The sequence below is a fragment of the Pseudactinotalea sp. Z1739 genome (assembly GCF_049725055.1).
Taxonomy (GTDB): Bacteria; Actinomycetota; Actinomycetes; order Actinomycetales; family Beutenbergiaceae; genus CALKWS01.
The window spans coordinates 25336-43708 of sequence record NZ_JBMPQA010000011.1; the positions used below are offsets into that span (position 1 = coordinate 25336).

Annotated in this window: 8 protein-coding genes; 6 read left to right on the plus strand and 2 right to left on the minus strand. The window is 69.7% G+C overall.

Annotated elements, in window-relative coordinates:
• Positions 1 to 78 precede the first annotated feature (78 nt).
• From ACO0LV_RS14120 to trpS, 3 genes are all read left to right on the plus strand, one after another.
• Positions 79 to 1083, plus strand: coding sequence for a DUF2804 domain-containing protein (locus tag ACO0LV_RS14120; RefSeq protein ID WP_424788555.1), 1005 nt, complete (start codon positions 79 to 81; stop codon positions 1081 to 1083).
• 8 nt (positions 1084 to 1091) lie between these two features.
• A complete protein-coding gene (gene glgX, locus ACO0LV_RS14125; RefSeq protein ID WP_424788556.1) occupies positions 1092 to 3278 on the plus strand; it encodes a glycogen debranching protein GlgX in 2187 nt (728 codons plus the stop codon).
• 61 nt (positions 3279 to 3339) lie between these two features.
• Complete coding sequence (gene trpS, locus ACO0LV_RS14130; RefSeq protein ID WP_424788670.1) at positions 3340 to 4440, plus strand: tryptophan--tRNA ligase; 1101 nt, start codon at positions 3340 to 3342, stop codon at positions 4438 to 4440.
• 32 nt (positions 4441 to 4472) lie between these two features.
• Here the strand turns inward: trpS and ACO0LV_RS14135 are convergent, their stop codons facing one another.
• Together ACO0LV_RS14135 and glgP are read right to left on the minus strand one after the other, a co-directional pair.
• Positions 4473 to 7004 (minus strand): polysaccharide lyase family 8 super-sandwich domain-containing protein, encoded by a 2532-nt coding sequence (locus tag ACO0LV_RS14135; protein WP_424788557.1) that lies wholly within the window; start codon positions 7002 to 7004, stop codon positions 4473 to 4475.
• Between the two features lie 135 nt (positions 7005 to 7139).
• On the minus strand, positions 7140 to 9728 hold the full coding sequence (gene glgP, locus ACO0LV_RS14140) for an alpha-glucan family phosphorylase (RefSeq protein WP_424788558.1): 2589 nt from the start codon (positions 9726 to 9728) through the stop codon (positions 7140 to 7142).
• Positions 9729 to 9893: 165 nt separating this feature from the next.
• On the opposite strand from glgP, the gene ACO0LV_RS14145 reads away from it, so the two are divergent.
• From ACO0LV_RS14145 to glgB, 3 genes are read left to right on the plus strand one after another with little or no spacing between them, the layout of a single operon-like run.
• The gene (locus tag ACO0LV_RS14145; protein WP_424788559.1) at positions 9894 to 11909 is read left to right on the plus strand and encodes an alpha-1,4-glucan--maltose-1-phosphate maltosyltransferase; all 2016 of its coding nucleotides are present in this window, start codon (positions 9894 to 9896) and stop codon (positions 11907 to 11909) included.
• The gene (treS, locus tag ACO0LV_RS14150) at positions 11906 to 13978 is read left to right on the plus strand and encodes a maltose alpha-D-glucosyltransferase (RefSeq protein ID WP_424788560.1); all 2073 of its coding nucleotides are present in this window, start codon (positions 11906 to 11908) and stop codon (positions 13976 to 13978) included. Before ACO0LV_RS14145 ends, treS begins: the two co-directional genes overlap by 4 nt.
• Entirely contained in the window at positions 13975 to 18339 is a 4365-nt protein-coding gene (gene glgB / locus ACO0LV_RS14155; protein ID WP_424788561.1) for a 1,4-alpha-glucan branching protein GlgB, read from the plus strand. The genes treS and glgB overlap by 4 nt, the downstream gene beginning before the upstream one ends.
• Positions 18340 to 18373: the final 34 nt, after the last annotated feature.

Consider the following 18373-nt stretch of genomic DNA (forward strand, 5'->3'; position numbering starts at 1 on the left):
GACCATGCCCGCCCGCCTCCACCTCGCCCCGGCTCGGCATCACGTCGGTGAGTCGGGGCGCGCTGTGAGGAGACATCCATGATCGAGCGCGAGATCACCGAACGCGTCGCGTTGTGCCGCCCCGATGGCCGGTTGAACCCCGAAGCCGTCGGTTGGACCCGTAAGCCCCTGCACGATACCTCCGGAATCGGGCGTGGCCGCTACGCCCGGGCCCGGAACAAGCGCTGGGAGTACTGGAACGTCACCACGCCCACGCACATCCTGGCGCTGACCATCTCCGACATCTCCTACGCCGGCGTCCACGAGGTGTGGCTGTTCGACCGCGCAACCGGCGAAGCGATCGGGGCCAATGCGATGGCCCCGTTCGCGGTGGACACGACGCTGCCGGGCACGCTCGGCCACGGCCCGGCGCGCGCCCACGCCGCAGACCTGGCCATCGCGATCGATGAGGTCGAGGGTGGCACCCGGCTGCGGGCGATCACCTCCCGGGTGCGCTTCGATGTGCTCGCCTCCCGGCCGCCCGGCCATGAGGCGATGGGCGTGGTGGTGCCCTGGAGCGAGCGGTTGTTCCAGTACACCGTCAAGGACGTGGCCTGTCCCGCCGCCGGGCGGCTTTGGGTCGACGGCGTGCGCCAGGAGGTACCGGAGGGCTCCTCCTGGGCGGTGCTCGACCACGGCCGGGGCCGATGGCCCTACCGGATGCGGTGGAACTGGGGCGCGGCCTCCGGCATCGTCGACGGCAGGCGGATCGGGGTGCAGATCGGCGCCAAGTGGACCGAGGGGACCGGTTCGACCGAGAACGCGCTGGTGGTCGAGGGCGTCGTGCACAAGATCAGCGAGGAACTCACCTGGACCTACCACCCGGGCAACTGGCTGGCGCCGTGGCGGATGCGGGGTGAGCGTGCCGACCTGACGTTCACGCCCTTCTACGACAAGAGTTCGCGCAACTGCCTGGGCGTGGTCGCCACCGAAGGTCATCAGTGCTTCGGTCACTACACCGGCTGGATGAGCGAGTCCACCGGAGCCCGGGTGAGCGTGGACGGCCTGACCGGCTGGGCCGAGGACGTGGCTCAGCGGTGGTGAGTGCGCGCATGACCGATGCCCGGATCACGGAGGTGGTCGACGCCGGCACCGTGACCTCCCTGGCCGCCCGGCGCGAACGCCTCGGCGCCCACCTGGTCCCGGGCGGGCTGGACGTGGTGGTGCACGCCCCGCACGCCACGCAGGTTCAGGTGTGCCTGCTCGACGTCGCTGCCGGGGGCCTGCGGGAGCGCCGCTACTGGCTGGTCCCGGGTACCCACGGGCGCTGGTCCGGGCACGTGCCCGGGGTGGTCGCCGGGCAACGGTACGGACTGCGGGTACACGGGCCCTGGGATATCGCCCACGGGTACCGGCACAACCCGAGCAAGTTGCTGCTGGATCCCTATGCCCGTGCGGTCACCGGCGGGGTGGACCTGGTTCCGCAGATCTACGGCGGCGTAGTCGATGAGCACCTGGAACCGGTGTCCGACGAGCCCGACGGGCGTGACTCGGCTCCCTACGTACCGCACGGGGTCGTGGTCGCAGAACCCGAGGTCGTGGAGCACCGGCCCCGCCTGTGGTGGTCCGAGACGGTCATCTACGAGGCTCACGTCAAGGGCCTGACGATGCAGCTGCCCGGGGTGCCGGAGGAACTTCGGGGCACCTACGCCGGGCTGGCGCATCCGGCCACCATCGCCCACCTGCAGGGACTGGGCATCACCGCGGTGGAGTTGCTGCCCATCTTCGCCAAGGCCACCGAACCGGCCCTGAGACGCCGCGGCGCGGTGAACTACTGGGGCTACAACACCCTGGCGTTCTTCGCCCCCGAGCCCTCCTACGCCACCGCCGCAGCCCGCGCCGCCGGCCCTGCGGCGGTGATCGAGGAGGTCCGCGCGATGGTCGAGTCCCTGCATGAGGCGGGACTGGAGGTACTCCTGGACGTGGTGTACAACCATACCGCCGAAGGTGGCGTGGACGGGCCGATGCTGTCCTGGCGGGGGCTGGACAACGCCGGATACTACCTGCACACCACCAGCACCCACGGCCGGTACCTGGACGTCACCGGAACCGGGAACTCGGTGGACTTCCGCTCCCAGCACGCGGTGGCCATGGCGATCGACTCGATGCGGTACTGGGTCGAGCGGATCGGGGTGGACGGGTTCCGGCTGGACCTGGCGGTCACGCTGGGTCGCAACGGCACCGAGTTCGACCCCCGGCACCCGCTGCTGGTGGCGATGGCGATCGATCCGGTGCTGGCCGGGGTGAAGCAGATCGCCGAGCCGTGGGACGTGGGGCCGCACGGGTGGCGCACCGGCCAGTTCGCGGCCCCGATGGCGGAGTGGAACGATCGGTTCCGCGATGTGACCCGATCCTTCTGGCTCTCCGATGTCGCCTCGATGCGCTCGGGCGGGCAGGGGCAGGACCTGCGTGACCTGGCCACCCGGCTGGCCGGGTCGGCCGACCTGTTCGCCCATACCGGCATCCCGGGCGGACGCGGGCCGACGTCGTCGGTGAACTACGTGACCGCCCACGACGGGTTCACCCTGGCGGACCTGACCTCCTACGACGTCAAGCACAACTGGCGCAACGGGGAGGACAACCGGGACGGCTCCGACAACAACCACTCCTACAACCACGGTGCGGAGGGACCCACCGAGGATGCGGAGATCCAGACCGCCCGGCGCCGGTCGATCCGGGCGCTGCTGGGCACGCTGTTGGTCTCGGCGGGCACCCCGATGCTCACCGCGGGTGATGAGATCGGCCGTACCCAGAACGGCAACAACAACGCCTACGCCCGCGACGACGCCTCGGTGTGGGTGGACTGGAACACCGAGCCCTGGCAGCAGGATCTGTTGGCCACCACCACGCACCTGCTCGCCCTGCGCCGCGAGCACCTGGCCCTGCGCACCGACCGGTACATGACCTTCACCTCCGGTGCCTATGACTGGAGCGCACTAGTGGCCTGGTTCGATGGCAACGGCTCGGCGATGGAACTGGACGTCTGGCACGACGCCGACCAGCGCATCCTGCAGATGCTGCGGCATCCGCCCGAACCGGGTGCTGCCCAGGCACTGGTGCTCTTCAACGGCACCCTGGCCGAGGCCGATGTCCCGCTGGCCGGCCCGCACGACGTCAGCCTGGTCTGGGATTCGGCGTGGGAGCGGCCCGGCCCGGCCGGACCGGTGCGACCCCCGGGCTCGGCGGTACGGATCGTGCCGCTGAGCATGCAGATCTACCTGAGCGGGCCGCTGCCCTGAGTAGCCGCCGATCGGTGCCCGCCCGGCGAGTAGGCTGGACGCCGTGAGTTCTGACACCAAGATCGACGGTACCGACGGCCCCCACCTGGACAGCGCCGAGGCGCTGGACCGGTCGCTGAGCGCCGCGCAGGCCCGCAGCGACCAGATCGAGCAGCAACTGGCCACCGACCCGAGCAACTTCCGCATGCTGACCGGGGACCGGCCCACCGGGCGGCTGCACCTGGGACACTACCTGGGCACCCTGGTCAACCGCGTGCGCCTGCAGGATCTCGGCCTGGAGACGATGGTGCTGGTGGCCGACTACCAGGTCATCACCGACCGGGACGAGACCGGCCGGCTGGCCGATGTGGTGCTGGAACTGCTCACCGACTACCTGGCCGTGGGCATCGACCCGGCCAGGTCCACGATCTTCGCCCACTCGGCGGTTCCGGCCCTGAACCAGCTGATGCTGCCGTTCCTGTCCCTGGTCACCGACGCCGAACTACGCCGCAACCCCACCGTCAAGGCGGAGTTCGAGGCCTCCGGAGGACGCCCGATGAGCGGTCTGCTGCTCACCTACCCGGTGCATCAGGCCGCCGACATCCTGTTCTGCAAGGCCAACCTGGTGCCGGTGGGCAAGGACCAGCTGCCGCACCTGGAGATGTCCCGGGTGATCGCCCGCCGGTTCAACGAGCGCTACGGCGGCGGACGGCAGGTCTTCGGCGCCCCGGAGGCGCTGCTCTCCCCGGTGGTGAACCTGCTGGGCACCGACGGGGTGCACAAGATGTCCAAGTCCAAGCACAACACCATCGACCTGGCGATGACCGAGGACGAGACGGCCCGGGCGCTCAAGCGCGCCGTCACCGACTCCGACCGGAACATCACCTATGACCCGCAGGACCGCCCGGCGGTGGCGAATCTGCTGTCCATGGCTGCGCTGTGCTCCGGGGCGGACCCCCGCGACCTGGCCGCCCAGATCGGCGACGGCGGGGGTGGTGCGCTCAAGGCGCTGGTCACCGAGGCGGTCAACGAGCGCCTGCGGCCGGTACGTGCCCGTCGCGCCGAACTGGCCGCCGACCCCGGGTACCTGCTGGGGGTGCTGCGCGAGGGCAATGCCAAGGCCAACGAGATCGCCGACGCCACCCTCTCCGAGGTGCGCGAGGCGATGGAGATGGTCTACTGACCGGGGCGCGGTTGCTGCGCCGGTGCCAGCGGTCAGCGCACCTTCAGCCGCGCGGTGAACGTGGCCCCGAAAGCCTGATCTGTTCGCGCGGTGATCCGGGTTCCGCCAGGGGCGGGTTCGACGTGCACGCCCTCATCGGCCTCGATCACCTCGGGAGCCCGCCCACCGCGCAACGTCAACGGGATCTGCGACCGGCCCATCGTCGGATCGGAGACGGCAATGTCGACCTCACCCCCGTGCTCACGCATCAGCACGCATGCCGGCCCCTCCACGCTGAGCAACCGGGCCCTGTGGGTGCCGGCGGAGAAACTGTTCATCGCGGTGATGCCCGAGGCGGGGTGGCGCACGGTCTGGGCGCGCTCGTCATTGGCCAGCACGTGCACGCCCCCATCGCGGTAGGCATCGACCACCGCTGCGTCGCCACCGGGAACGATGACATAGGCCAGCTGCGGACGCCCATGGCTGACCGAGACCGTGAAGACCTGCCGGCTCACCACGGTGTCGGGGTTGCCGGCACGCACCGAACGCAGGCTCTGCTCCACCTGCTCGTTACGGACCTCCACCGGGTCGCCGTCCAGGAGCGCATAGGCCACTGCGACCCCCGTGCTCTGGTTCGCCCACCGCAACCAGGCCAGATCGGCACGGTCCTGCCCCGTCCACGGACGGCCGCCAGGGTTCGCGCCAGTGATCTCGACCTGGTCCTGGGGGCCGGCCACCCGGGCATCCAGGGTGGTCGTCACCGGCCCACGCTCGAGCGGATCGGTGATACCGGCCGCCAGCACCACCACGGCGTCGTCGAATCCGAACCAGGACTTCACCCCGCGCACCCCCGCGTAGGCGACGAAGTCCTCCGGCAGCAGCCCGGCCTGCTTGTCGCGGTAGGCCACGTCGTCGGACAACACGAGCGCCGCACTTCCGAACCCGTCCAGGGTGACGCCCCCGGAGTGGTCGGTGGTGCCCACCGGGAAGTAGACGTAGGTGTTCTGGGACTCCGAGGAGGAGGTGAACTCCAGCGGGTGGGAGGGGTTCTCGTACCAGAACTGTCCGTACAGCTCAGGGATGGTGGCGCGCTCCTCGTCGGGTGCGCTGACGCCGGGCAACCGGTAGGGAGAGACGGTGGCCAGGAACCGGGCGCCGTAGGCTTCCTCCTGGTCCTGACCGGCCAGGTACAGGTGGAAGGCGCCGTCACCGGAGAACCAGGGCATCAGGTTCTCCCCGTTCATGTACTCGTACTTGCTGATCCGCTCCGAACTGCGCGAGACCGTGAACGCGAACCCCGGCCGGCGGTGGACCATCCGTTCCATCGCGTTGTAGGCCACGCTCGACGCCTCCGGGTTCAGATCGGACGCCCGGACGTCGTCGTCGGCCATGATCTGCGCGTGCCGGACCACCGAGACCGGGGAGACCCAGGAGGTGGTGTCCGGCGGATTGGCCGCCGCGGTGGCCAGGTGCTTGACGTAACCGGCCAGCCGTTCTGCGCGCTCGGGTGAGGTGCGGTCGATCAGGTCCACCACCGCCTCGGCGACCGACCCCACGTCGGCATAGCCGGAGTTCGTTCGCGAGACGGCCCGGCCCTTGACGGCCTCCATCATCCAGCCGTCGAAGATCAGCGGGGCGAACCCGTCGGCGACCCAGTCGAAGACCACATCGGCCAGATCGGTGGAATCCGAGCCGGCATCGGCCCCGTCCAAGATCTTGATGGTCTGCATCACCCGGGTCAGCAGGATGCGGCCGTAGGAGCCGGTGTAGGCCACTGTGTGGTGCTGGATGAAGGAGCCGTCGGCGTAGTAACCGTCGGTGACCCCGTGCTGCAGGTCGTAGGGATCGATGGTGGCATAGGCGGTGGCCTGGTCCGAGACGGCCTTGGAGATCCGCCCGGAATCGCCGGTGAGCGCGCCCTGCAGGATCCGGTTGGTGGTGATGTCGGCCAGGTTGGCACCGGTGTGGAAGCGCGAGTCCAGATCCACATCGCCGTCGGAGCCGTTGCGCAGGTAGTCATCCATGACCGCGACGTAGTCGTCCACCCGCTCCGGATCGGCCTCCTCGGCCAGCAGCACAAGCGTGCGGGTCAGGTGCGTCGGGATCCCGATCTCCCAGGCGTACCAGTTGCCGTAATAGCCGGAACCGGTGTCGGCGAGGAAGTCGGTGTGCACCCGGTGCACTTCGGTGAGCACGCGCTGACGTACCTCGACGTCCCCGACCAGATCCGACTCCACACCGGGCGTACAGGTAGCCAGGGCGATCTGGTACAACCGCTGCAACGTGGTGGACAGGTTGGCCTCGTTCTCACCGAGCGGCACGCCGGCGAAGACCTCATCCGGCCCGGCCGTGTCGAGTTGCCTCAGCCGGGTCCGGGCAGTGTCGTGGATGCGCTGCAACGACGCGGCGGCCGCCGGGTGGGCGTTCACCTCACCGGTGCCGGCGACCATCGCCACGGTGTTGGCCAGGATTCGCTCGTGATCGGTCACCGCGTCGGCCCGGGCCTGCAACCGGGGCCTCAGGGCAGCGACGGCCAGGCCCGCTGGAGCCAGGGCGAGCAGGTGACGGCGGGACATATGCACCATGGGTGAGCCTTTCGTGTTCGTCCTCGAACGCACCCGCCACCCAACCAGAAGGCACCGAAATTTGGCAATGCCTTACTGCTTGAATGCTGGAAGGGTAACCCGCCTACCGAACCGGCCGCCCGGGTCGCACACCCGCTACGATGCCGCGGCCACCAGTCCCAGTTCGGTGTCCCCCACCAGCAACTCGTGCGACGGCACGATCCGCACGGTGTAGCCGAACGATCCGGACTGATCCATGGTGAAGGTGCGGGAGAACCGGTGCCGGCCCTGCTCGTATGCCTCCGCGTGGTGCAGGTCCGCCGTCGAGAAGTCCACGAGCTCGTCGTTGTCGAAGACGCTGCCGTACACGACCTGCACGCGCACATCCGCCGGGTCCAGTTCGCCGAGCGAGACGAACGCGTTCGCGGTGATCCGCTGGCCCACCTGGGCGGACTCCCCCGCCCCCTCGGACTCCACATGGTCCACCCGCACGCCGTCCCAGGCCGCGCGCAGCCGCTGCTTCCACTGCGCGAAGGCGACCGCGCCGGAGTGCCCCGGGCCATCCATCGCCCGGGCCGCCGTCGCGGTGGGGGTGTACAACTCGGTCACGTACTCGCGCAGCATCCGGGTGGCCTGCACCTTCGGGCCCAGCGTGGCCAGGGTGTGGCGGACCATCTCCAGCCACCGCTCGGGCACCCCGTCGGTCCGGTCGTAGAACCGGGGCACCACGGTATTCTCCAGCAGGTCGTACAACGCCGCGGCCTCGAGATCATCGCGCCGGTCGGGGTCCTCGACGCCGTCCGCGGTCGGGATCGCCCAGCCATTGCGCCCGTCGTACATCTCGTCCCACCACCCGTCCAGGATGGACAGGTTCAAGGACCCGTTCAGGGCCGCCTTCATCCCCGAGGTCCCACACGCCTCCAGCGGGCGCAGCGGGTTGTTCAGCCACACGTCGGTGCCCGGGTAGAGGGTCTGGGCCATCTCGATGTCGTAGTTGGGCAGGAACACGATCCGGTGGCGGACCTCGGCGCTGTCGGCGAACTGCACCAGACGCTGGATCAGGCTGACGCCCTGCTCATCGGCCGGGTGGGACTTTCCGGCCACCACGATCTGCACCGGGCGTTCGGGGTCGGTCAGCAGCGCCTTGAGCCGGTCGGTGTCGCGCAACATCAGCGTGAGCCGCTTATACGTGGGCACCCGCCGCGCGAACCCGATGGTCAGCACGTCCGGGTCCAGCACGCCCTCTACCCATCCCAACTCGGCCGGAGATGCCCCGCGCCCCCGCCACGAGGCGTGCACCCGTTGGCGCGCATCGGCGACCAGGCGTTCACGCAGCCGGCGGCGCAACTGCCACAGGGTCGCGTTGTCCATCTGCTCGCTCAACCAGCCTGAGCCGTCGGCGATCTGCTCGGGTGTGAAGTACTCCGCCTGCGCCGCGGTGAACAGCGGATCGGTCCAGGTGGGGCCGTGCACCCCGTTGGTCACCGAGGTGATCGGCACCTCGCTGGTGTGGAAACCCGGCCACAACGCGGAGAACATCCTCCGCGAGACGCTGCCGTGCAACCGGGCTACGCCGTTGGCGTACTTCGCCATCCGCAGGCCCATCACCGCCATGTTGAACACGGTCGGGTCACCCTCGTGGTAGGTCTCCCGCCCCAGGGCCAGCACATCCTCGACGTCGACGCCCTCGATGGCGTTGCCGTCTCCGAAGTAGGTGGCGATCAGGTCGGCGCCGAACCGATCGATCCCGGCCGGAACCGGGGTGTGCGTGGTGAACAGGGTGCCGGCCCGCACCGCCTCTACCGCCGCGTCCCAGGGCAGGTTCTCACTGGCCACGAGTTCCCGCACGCGCTCCACGCCCAGGAACCCGGCGTGCCCCTCGTTGCAGTGGTACACCTCCGGAGTCGGGGCGCCGGAGAGCCGGGTGTGGGCACGTACCGCCTTCACCCCGCCCATGCCCAGCAGCAGTTCCTGCTGCAGCCGGTGCTCGCTGGTGCCTCCGTAGAGCCGGTCGGTGACGCCGCGGGCAGCCTCGTCGTTGTCGGGAACCTGGGAATCCAGCAGCAGCAACGGCACGCGGCCCACGTCGGCCCGCCACACCTGTGCGTGCAGCGTGCGCCCACCCGGCAGGGGAAGGCTGATGCGCACCGGGGCGCCGTCACCCTCGCGCAGCAGCGTCAGCGGCAGGTTGTCCGGATCCAGCAGCGGGTAGGTCTCGTGCTGCCAACCGTCTCGAGTCAGCGACTGGCGGAAGTAGCCGGAGTCGTACAGCAGCCCGACGCCGATGATCGGCACACCCAGGTCGGAGGCACTCTTGAGGTGGTCACCTGCGAGAATCCCCAGGCCGCCGGAGTACTGCGGCAGAGCCGCGGTGATGCCGAACTCGGCGGAGAAGTAGGCCACCGCCGCGGGCAGCGCGTCCTCACCGGTCTCCGCTCGGCGCGCAGCCTCGCTCTGGTACCAGCGAGGCTCGTCGAGGTAGCCGTGCAGTTCCTGGACCTGCTGCCGGACGCGGACCACGAAGGCCTCATCCGCAGCGAGGTCGGCCAGGCGTTCGGTGGGGGTACCCGCGAGCAGACGCACCGGTTCGCCCCGCACCTCCCGCCACCGCTGCGAGTCGATGCTCTCGAACAGCGCGCGGGTCGGCTCATGCCAGGACCAGCGCAGGTTGCGGGCCAGGTCGTCCAGACCCGCGATCGGCTCGGGCAACACGTTGCGGACGGTGAATCGGCGAATGGCTCTCACGCTCGCGAGCATAAGTCACGACCAGCACGTCGCACGAATACCGGCGCTGTGGGCTGCCCGAAGCACCACCCGCGTCCGCCCGCGCCACGGATCGACGGGTGCCGATCGGTGCCGATCTACCCCCTCGACCTGCCACACACCGGCCCTTCTGGGTAGGTTCGGACTGTGACGTACCCGCAGCCAGTGCCCCAGAGCCCGATCGGGCGGATCCCCGTCCTCGACGTGACCCCCAGCGCCCAGGGCGGACGCTGGCCCACGAAGGCGGTCGTGGGCGAAGCGGTGCCGATCCGGGCCACCGTGTTCCGGGAGGGTCATGACGCGGTCGCGGCCACCGCGGTGCTGATCGCGCCCGATGGCACCGAGCACACCCGCACCCCGATGGTCGACGTCTCTCCCGGCAACGACCTGTTCGAAGCCACCGTGGTGCCCACCAGCACCGGCATCTGGACCTTCCGGGTGGAAGGCTGGTCCGACCCCTACGGGACCTGGCACCACGACGCCACGATCAAGGTGCACGCCGGGGTCGACACCGAACTGATGCTCGAGGAGGGTGCCCGCCTCCTGGAGCGCGCACTGGCCGAGGTCCGCAGGACCGAGCCCCACCGCCACCTGCTCTCCGATGCCGTCACCGCGCTGCGCGACACCTCCCGTCCCGCCTCCGTGCGCCTGGCCGCGGGCACCGCGCCCGAAGTGGTGGACCTGCTCAGCGCCGCCCCGCTGCGGGACTATGTGTCGCCGTCGGCCACCTACACCCTGGTGGTGGACCGGCCGCTGGCGCTGGCCGGAGCCTGGTACGAGTTCTTCCCGCGCTCCGAGGGTGCCCGCCGGGACCCCGACACCGGGCACTGGGTCACGGGCACCCTGCGCACCGCGGCGGAACGGCTGAAGGCGATCGCGCAGATGGGTTTCGACGTGGTCTACCTGACCCCGATCCACCCGATCGGGACCACGAATCGCAAGGGTCGCAACAACACCCTGAACGCCCGGCCCGAGGACCCCGGCTCGCCGTACGCGATCGGGTCGCCCGACGGCGGCCATGACGCGATCCACCCCGACCTGGGTGATTTCGATGACTTCGACGCCTTCGTCGCCCGCGCCCGGGATCTGGGCATGGAGGTCGCCCTGGATGTCGCCCTGCAGGCCTCCCCGGACCATCCCTGGGTCACCGAGCATCCCGAGTGGTTCACCACCCGCGCCGACGGCTCGATCGCCTATGCGGAGAACCCGCCGAAGAAGTACCAGGACATCTTCCCGCTGAACTTCGACAACGACTACCCCGGGATCTACGCCGCGGTACGGGGCGTGCTGCAGACGTGGATCGATCACGGTGTCACGGCGTTCCGGGTGGACAACCCGCACACCAAACCGGTCCGGTTCTGGGAGGAGATCCTCGCCGACGTCCGCGCGGACCACCCCGAGGTCATCTTCCTCTCCGAGGCGTTCACCAAGCCGGCGATGATGCACGCCCTGGGCATGGTGGGGTTCCACCAGTCCTACACCTACTTCACCTGGCGCCACTCCAAGGCAGAACTCGCCGCGTACTTCACCGAGGTGGCGCACGAGTCCGCGCACCTGATGCGGCCCAGTTTCTGGCCCACCACCCATGACATCCTCACCCCCTACATGCAGCAGGGCGGGCAGGCGGCGTTCGCGATCCGGGCGGTGCTGGCCGCCACCGGCTCCCCCACCTGGGGCGTCTACTCCGGCTACGAACTGGTGGAGCACATCGCCCGTCCCGGCGCGCAGGAGCAGATCGACAACGAGAAGTACGAGTTCAAACCCAGGGACTGGGAGGCCGCGCGGACCGAGTACGGCATCACCGACCTGATCACCCGGCTGAACCAGATCCGTCGTCGTCATCCGGCGTTGCAACAACTACGCAACCTGACCGTGCACCCCACCACCGACGACGCCACGTTCTGCTTCTCCAAACGCCTGCGCGCCGAACACGCCCCGGACGGGCGCGAGGACGTGGTGATCGTGGTGGTCAACACCGACCCCTACACATCCCGCAGCGCCCACCTGGACCTGGACATGCAGGCTCTGGGCCTGGCCGCCGATGCCACCTTCACCGCCCACGACGAACTCACCGGCGAGAGCTACCCGTGGAACGCGCGCCCGTGGGTGCACCTGGACCCGCTCGGACGGTGCGCCCACGTCCTGGAGGTGCAGACCGGATGAAGCGCCCGGCCCGCACCTTCGCCCTGCCCGGACCGGACCCCGGGGGGTCGGGCCTGAGCGAGGACCCGCACTGGTACACCACCGCGGTGTTCTACGAGGTGCTGCTGCGCGCCTTCTCCGACTCCGACGGGTCCGGGGCCGGTGACTTGCGCGGGTTGATCGACAACCTGGACTACCTGGCCTGGTTGGGCATCGACTGCCTGTGGCTGCCACCGTTCTACCCCTCGCCGCTGCGCGACGGGGGTTACGACGTGGCCGACTACACCGCGGTGGCCTCCGAGTACGGCACCATCGATGACTTCACCGAGCTGATGCAGGCCGCCCACTCCCGTGGCATCCGGGTGATCATCGACCTGGTGATGAACCACACATCCGACGCCCACCCGTGGTTCCAGTCCTCCCGCTCCAACCCCGAGGGACCCTACGGGGACTTCTACGTCTGGCGTGACGATGACACCGAGTACTCCGATGCACGGATCATCTTCGTGGACACCGAGACCTCGAACTGGACCTTCGATCCGGTGCGCCGACAGTACTTCTGGCACCGGTTCTTCTCCCACCAGCCGGACCTGAACTTCGAGAATCCGCGGGTTCTCGAGGCCATGATGGACGTGGTCCGGTTCTGGTTGCGCAAGGGCGTGGACGGGTTCCGCCTGGACGCGGTGCCCTACCTGTTCGAGGAGGAGGGCACCAACAGCGAGAACCTGCCCGCCACCCACGAGTTCCTGGCCGACGTCCGGGCGATGGTCGATGCGGAGTTCCCCGGCCGGTTGATGCTGGCCGAGGCGAACCAGTGGCCCCGGGACGTGGTGGCCTACTTCGGCACCCCGGAGCGGCCGGAGTGCCACATGTGCTTCCACTTCCCGGTGATGCCGCGGATCTACTACGCACTGCGGGAGCAGAGCGCCGGAGCGATCGCGGAGATCCTGGCCGATACCCCGGACATTCCCGCCGGGGCCCAGTGGGGCACGTTCCTGCGCAACCACGACGAGTTGACCCTGGAGATGGTCTCCACCGAGGAACGTGCGGCGATGTACGGCTGGTACGCCGAGGACCCGCGGATGCGCGCGAACGTGGGGATCCGCCGCCGGCTGGCGCCGTTGCTGGAGAACTCCCGCGCCGAGATCGAACTCGCCCACGCTCTGCTGTTGTCCCTGCCCGGCTCGCCGTGCCTGTACTACGGCGATGAGATCGGGATGGGCGACAACATCTGGTTGCCGGACCGGGACTCGGTGCGCACCCCGATGCAGTGGAACCCGGACCGGAACGCCGGGTTCTCCACCGCCGACCCGGGTAAGCTCTACCTGCCCACGGTGCAGTCGCTGACCAACCACTTCTCCTCGGCGAACGTGGAAGCGCAACTGGCGATCCCGACCTCGCTGTTGCACTGGGTGCGAGGCATCCTGCAGGTGCGCCGGGCCCACCCGGTGTTCGGCAACGGGGACTACATCCCGCTCACCTGCGACAACGACGCAGTGCTGGCGTTCCTGCGGCGCAATGACAACGAGACCGTCCTGTGCGTGATGAACCTGGCCAACACACCGCGCTCGGCCACGGTGGAACTGCCCGGTCTGGGTGGGGCCGGCCTGCAGGACGTCTTCGGCGGGACCGCGTTCCCGCCGGTGGCCGTGGCCGGTTCGCCGCGCCAATCCGCCGACGACGGCGAGACCGCCGACCGCGACGAGGTCGCGATGGGTGGGGCTGCCGTGGGCGGACCTGCGGTGGGTCCCGGCAGTGCGGACGACGGCGACCGCGCCCCGAGCAGCGAACGCGCCGCTGCGGACGCGCGCAGCCAGGGCGCCACCGGCGTGGGCGGCGAGGACGTGCATGGTGAAGGCGTGCGTGGTGAGGGCGTGGCAAGTGGGGCCGCCGACGCAGCCGCGCACGCCGACGACACCGGCGTGCGGCACCACACCCCGGACTATGCCCGGCACGACGGGGATACTCAGCCGGCACCCCCGGTGACTCATACCCCCATCACCCCCACGCCGTCGGGCCCCGACGGCCGGGCCACATTCACGTTGGGTAGCCGGGACTTCTTCTGGCTGCAGGTTCGGGAGCGCCCGTGAGCACCGACCAGGACCCGCCGAAGGCACCTCCCGCCCTGAGCCCGGCCTTCGGGGACTTCCTGCCCGAGTGGTTGATGCGCCAGCGCTGGTACGCCGGCAAGGGACACACACCGGTGCTCTCCCGCGTGGGCGGCCTGCGGTGGCAGGACCCCGAGGGCGAGGTGGGGATCGACACCCATTTGATCCTGGACTCCGCCGGGGACGAACCGGTGCTGTACCACGTGCCGCTCACCTACCGCGGGGAACCACTGCCGGAGCGGGTGGCCGGTCGGCGGGCGCTGGTGGCCACCGTCGAGCACTCCGAACTGGGGAAGCGCTGGATCTACGACGCCTGTTATGACCCGGTGTACGTGCAGGTGCTGCTCGACTCCCTCACCGGTGCCGGCGCGTTACCGGATCTGCAGATCCGCACCGAGCCGGCACCGCCGGACTCGCAGCGCTCCGATCCGCCTCCGGTGCGGTCCGAGCCGGCGCCCGACGCCGGACGCGTCACGGTGCGCTCCTCCCGCGTGCTGCGCGGGGAGCAGTCCAATACCTCGATCGTGGTGAACGCCGAGGACGGGGCCGGTCCCGGCGGGGATCAGGTGCGCGCTGCCGGGGATCCGGTGCGCGCTCCGGTGCATGCGGCCGGTGCTGCCGAGCACGCTGACCCCCAGCACCCCGAACACCCCGAACACCCCGAGCACCCCGAGCACCCCGAGCAGGTGATCATCAAAGTGTTCCGCGTGCTGCGGCCCGGCGCCAACCCCGAGGTCCAGGTGCAGTCGGCGCTGGCGGCCGGCGGCAGCAGGCTGGTCCCGGCTCCGGTCGGGGCGCTCTGGGCCTCCTGGCTCCCGGAATCCGGTGGGCACCTGGCCTTCGCAAGTGAATTCCTTCCCGGCGGGAGCGATGGTTGGACGCTGGCGCTGCAGTCCGCCGCCGGAGAGCGCCTTTCCACCGGATCGACCGGCTCGGAAGGGCCGAACGGCTCCACCGGCGGCACTGGATCCACTGGCTCCGCCGCGGCGACGGACGGCACTGGCACCGGCGGCACCGGCACCGGCACTACTAGAACTGGCACTGGCACCGGCACCGGCACCGGCACTGGCACTACTAGCCCTAGCACTAGCACTAGTGACTTCACCGCTGAGGCCTTCGCACTGGGCGAGGTAACCGCCCACCTGCACCAGCAGTTGCGCTCGGTGTTCGGGTCCGCTGGGCCGGCGGAATGCGCCCAGGACGGCGATGGGGCCGATGCTGATCAGACCGAACTTGCTGATCAGATCGAACTTGCTGAGCAGGCCGAACAGGCCGAACAAGCCCGCGCCCATCTGATCGTCGACGTGCGATCCCGCTTCGCCACCGCCACGGCCGAAGTCCCCGACATCGCCGGGTACGCCGGCGCACTCGAGCAGATGATCGCCGACGCCCTAGCCGAACCCGACTGGCCACCGGTGCAGCGCGTGCACGGCGATTATCACCTGGGCCAACTGCTGCACACTCCCGACCGTGGCTGGGTGGTGCTGGACTTCGAGGGCGAACCGTTGCGCCCGATCGCCGAACGCACCGCTCCCTCCTTCGCACTGCGTGACGTAGCCGGGATGCTCCGCTCGTTCGACTACGCCGCCGGCTCGGTAGCCGCTGGCGCCCCGCCGCCCGGCGAGGCCCCGCCCCCGGCCGGACTCCCGCCGTCGGGCATCCCATCGCCGTCGACCCTCCGGTCGGACTGGGCGCGCGGCACCCGGGCGGCGTTCCTGGACGGCTATGCCCGCACCGCCGGCGCCGACGCGATGAACCATCCGGCGCTGCTGCGTCTGCTCGAGATCGACAAGGCCTGCTACGAGGCCACCTACGAAGCCCGCAACCGTCCCGACTGGGTGCACATCCCCGTGTCCGCCATCCGGTCTCTCTTCGAGGAGCACACCGTGACAACCCCGGATCCGCACACCCCGCCCGCCTCGTCCCCATCCACAGAACCTGAGCAAACGGCGTCCGATCCGGCAGCCCTCGCCCCCGCCGCCCCGGCTCCGGCCGAGTCCGACCAGACCGACCCCGCAGTCACGCCGATCCGCGTGGACGCCGCCACCCTGGCCGCCGTCGCCCGTGGTGAGCACCACTCCCCCCACGACGTGCTCGGCGCCCACGTCGCCGATGAGGTGGTCACCTTCCGCAGCCTGCGCCGGTTCGCCGAGCAGGTCCGGATCGTCACCGACACCCAGTACCTCGAGGCCCGCCACGAACAGGACGGCATCTGGGTGGCCACCATGCCCGGTGCCCACGTTCCCGACTACCGGGTGGAGGTCACCTACGACGGGAGGGCCTCCGTCGTCGATGATCCCTACCGGTTCTGGCCCACCCTCGGGGAGGTGGACCTGCACCTCATCGGTGAGGGACGCCACGAGCGGCTCTGGCAGGTGCTGGGTGCACACGTGCGCACCTTCCCCTCCGAGCTCGGGACGGTCCGTGGAACCTCGTTCGCGGTCTGGGCGCCGAACGCACAGACCGTGCGCGTGGCGGGCGACTTCAACAACTGGGACGGGACCGCCCACGCGATGCGCGTCCTGGGCGGCACCGGGGTCTGGGAGTTGTTCATCCCCGGCGTCGGGGTCAACAACACCTACAAGTTCGAGATCCGCGGGTCCGACGGCACCTGGAAGTCCAAGGCCGACCCGATGGCCCGGGCCACCGAGCACCCCCCGGCCACCGGGTCGGTGGTGACCGATTCCCACTACGTCTGGGGCGACGGGGACTGGATGTCCGAACGCGCGCAGCAGGACCCCCACACCGGTCCGTTCAGCGCCTACGAGGTGCACCTGGGTTCCTGGCGGCCCGGGCTGGGCTACCGGGAACTGGCCGAGGAACTGGTGGAGTACGTCGCCTGGATGGGCTTCACGCACGTGGAGTTGATGCCGGTGGCCGAACATCCCTTCGGGGGATCGTGGGGCTATCAGGTCACCTCCTACTACGCTCCATCCTCCCGGTTCGGCAGCCCGGATGAGTTCCGCTACCTGGTCGATGCGCTGCACCGGGCCGGCATCGGGGTGATCGTGGACTGGGTCCCGGCGCACTTCCCCAAGGATGACTTCGCCCTGGCCCGCTTCGACGGCACGGCGCTGTACGAGGACCCCGACCCGATGCGCGGGGAGCAGATGGACTGGGGCACCTACGTGTTCAACTTCGGGCGCAACGAGGTCCGCAACTTCCTGGTCGCCAACGTCCTGTACTGGCTGCGTGAGTTCCACATCGACGGGCTGCGGGTGGACGCGGTCGCCTCGATGCTGTACCTGGACTACTCGCGCAAGCCGGGCCAGTGGCGCCCGAACGTGCGCGGCGGACGGGAGAACCTGGAGGCGATCCAGTTCCTGCAGGAGGCCAACGCGACGGCGTACCGCACCTCCCCGGGGATCATGATGATCGCCGAGGAGTCCACCGCCTGGCCCGGGGTGACCTCCCCCACCGAGGCGGGCGGGCTCGGCTTCGGGCTGAAATGGAACATGGGCTGGATGAACGACACGCTGCGCTATCTCGCCGAGGAGCCCGTCAACCGGCGCTACCACCACGGGGAGTTGACGTTCTCCCTCGTCTACGCCTTCTCGGAGCAGTTCGTGCTGCCGCTCAGTCATGACGAGGTGGTGCATGGGAAGGGCTCGCTGCTGCGCAAGATGCCCGGTGACCGATGGCAGCAACTGGCCGGGGTGCGGGCGTTGCTGGCCTACCAGTGGTCGCACCCGGGCAAGAAGTTGCTGTTCATGGGCTCGGAGTTCGCCCAGGAGGCCGAGTGGTCGGAATCGGCGTCGCTGGACTGGGCCCAGGGTGACTCGCCGGAGCACTCCGGGGTGCGTTTGGCGATGAAGCGACTGAACGAGGTCTACCGTGAGCATCGCGCGTTGTGGGCCGAGGACTTCAGCCACGCCGGCTTCGAGTGGCTGGAGGCCAACGACGGCGACCACAACGTGCTGGCGTATCTGCGCAAGAGCAGTGCGGCGGAGCCCGGCAGGGTGCGGGACGCCTCCGATGGAGCGGGGAACACCTCCGACCGGGTGGGGACCGACCCCGATGCAGCAGGGCATGATTCCGACGGGGCGGGCAACGCCCCGGACAGGGCGAGGGCCGACTCCCACATGGCGGGCATCGACTCCGACGTGGTTGCGGTCGTGGTGAACTTCGCGGGCACCCCGCACGAGAACTACCGCGTCGGCCTGCCGCACGGCGGGGCCTGGGATGAGGTCTTCAACTCCGACGCCACCGAGTACGGCGGGTCCGGAGTGGGCAACCTCGGGCAGGTACGGGCTGAGGAGGTGCCCTGGCGAGGTCAGCGGTACTCGGTCGCCCTGCGGGTACCTCCGCTGGGGGCGGTGTTCCTGGCACCCGCGAGGGACTGACCCAGGCAGCTCACCGCCCCATTCCTCGAACGCG

Coding starts and splice junctions, on each gene's coding strand:
- ACO0LV_RS14120 (WP_424788555.1), top strand. CDS start 79: ATGATCGAGCGCGAGATCACCGAACGCGTCGCGTTGTGCCGCCCCGAT.
- glgX (WP_424788556.1), top strand. CDS start 1,092: ATGACCGATGCCCGGATCACGGAGGTGGTCGACGCCGGCACCGTGACC.
- ACO0LV_RS14135 (WP_424788557.1), bottom strand. CDS start 7,004: ATGGTGCATATGTCCCGCCGTCACCTGCTCGCCCTGGCTCCAGCGGGC.
- treS (WP_424788560.1), top strand. CDS start 11,906: ATGAAGCGCCCGGCCCGCACCTTCGCCCTGCCCGGACCGGACCCCGGG.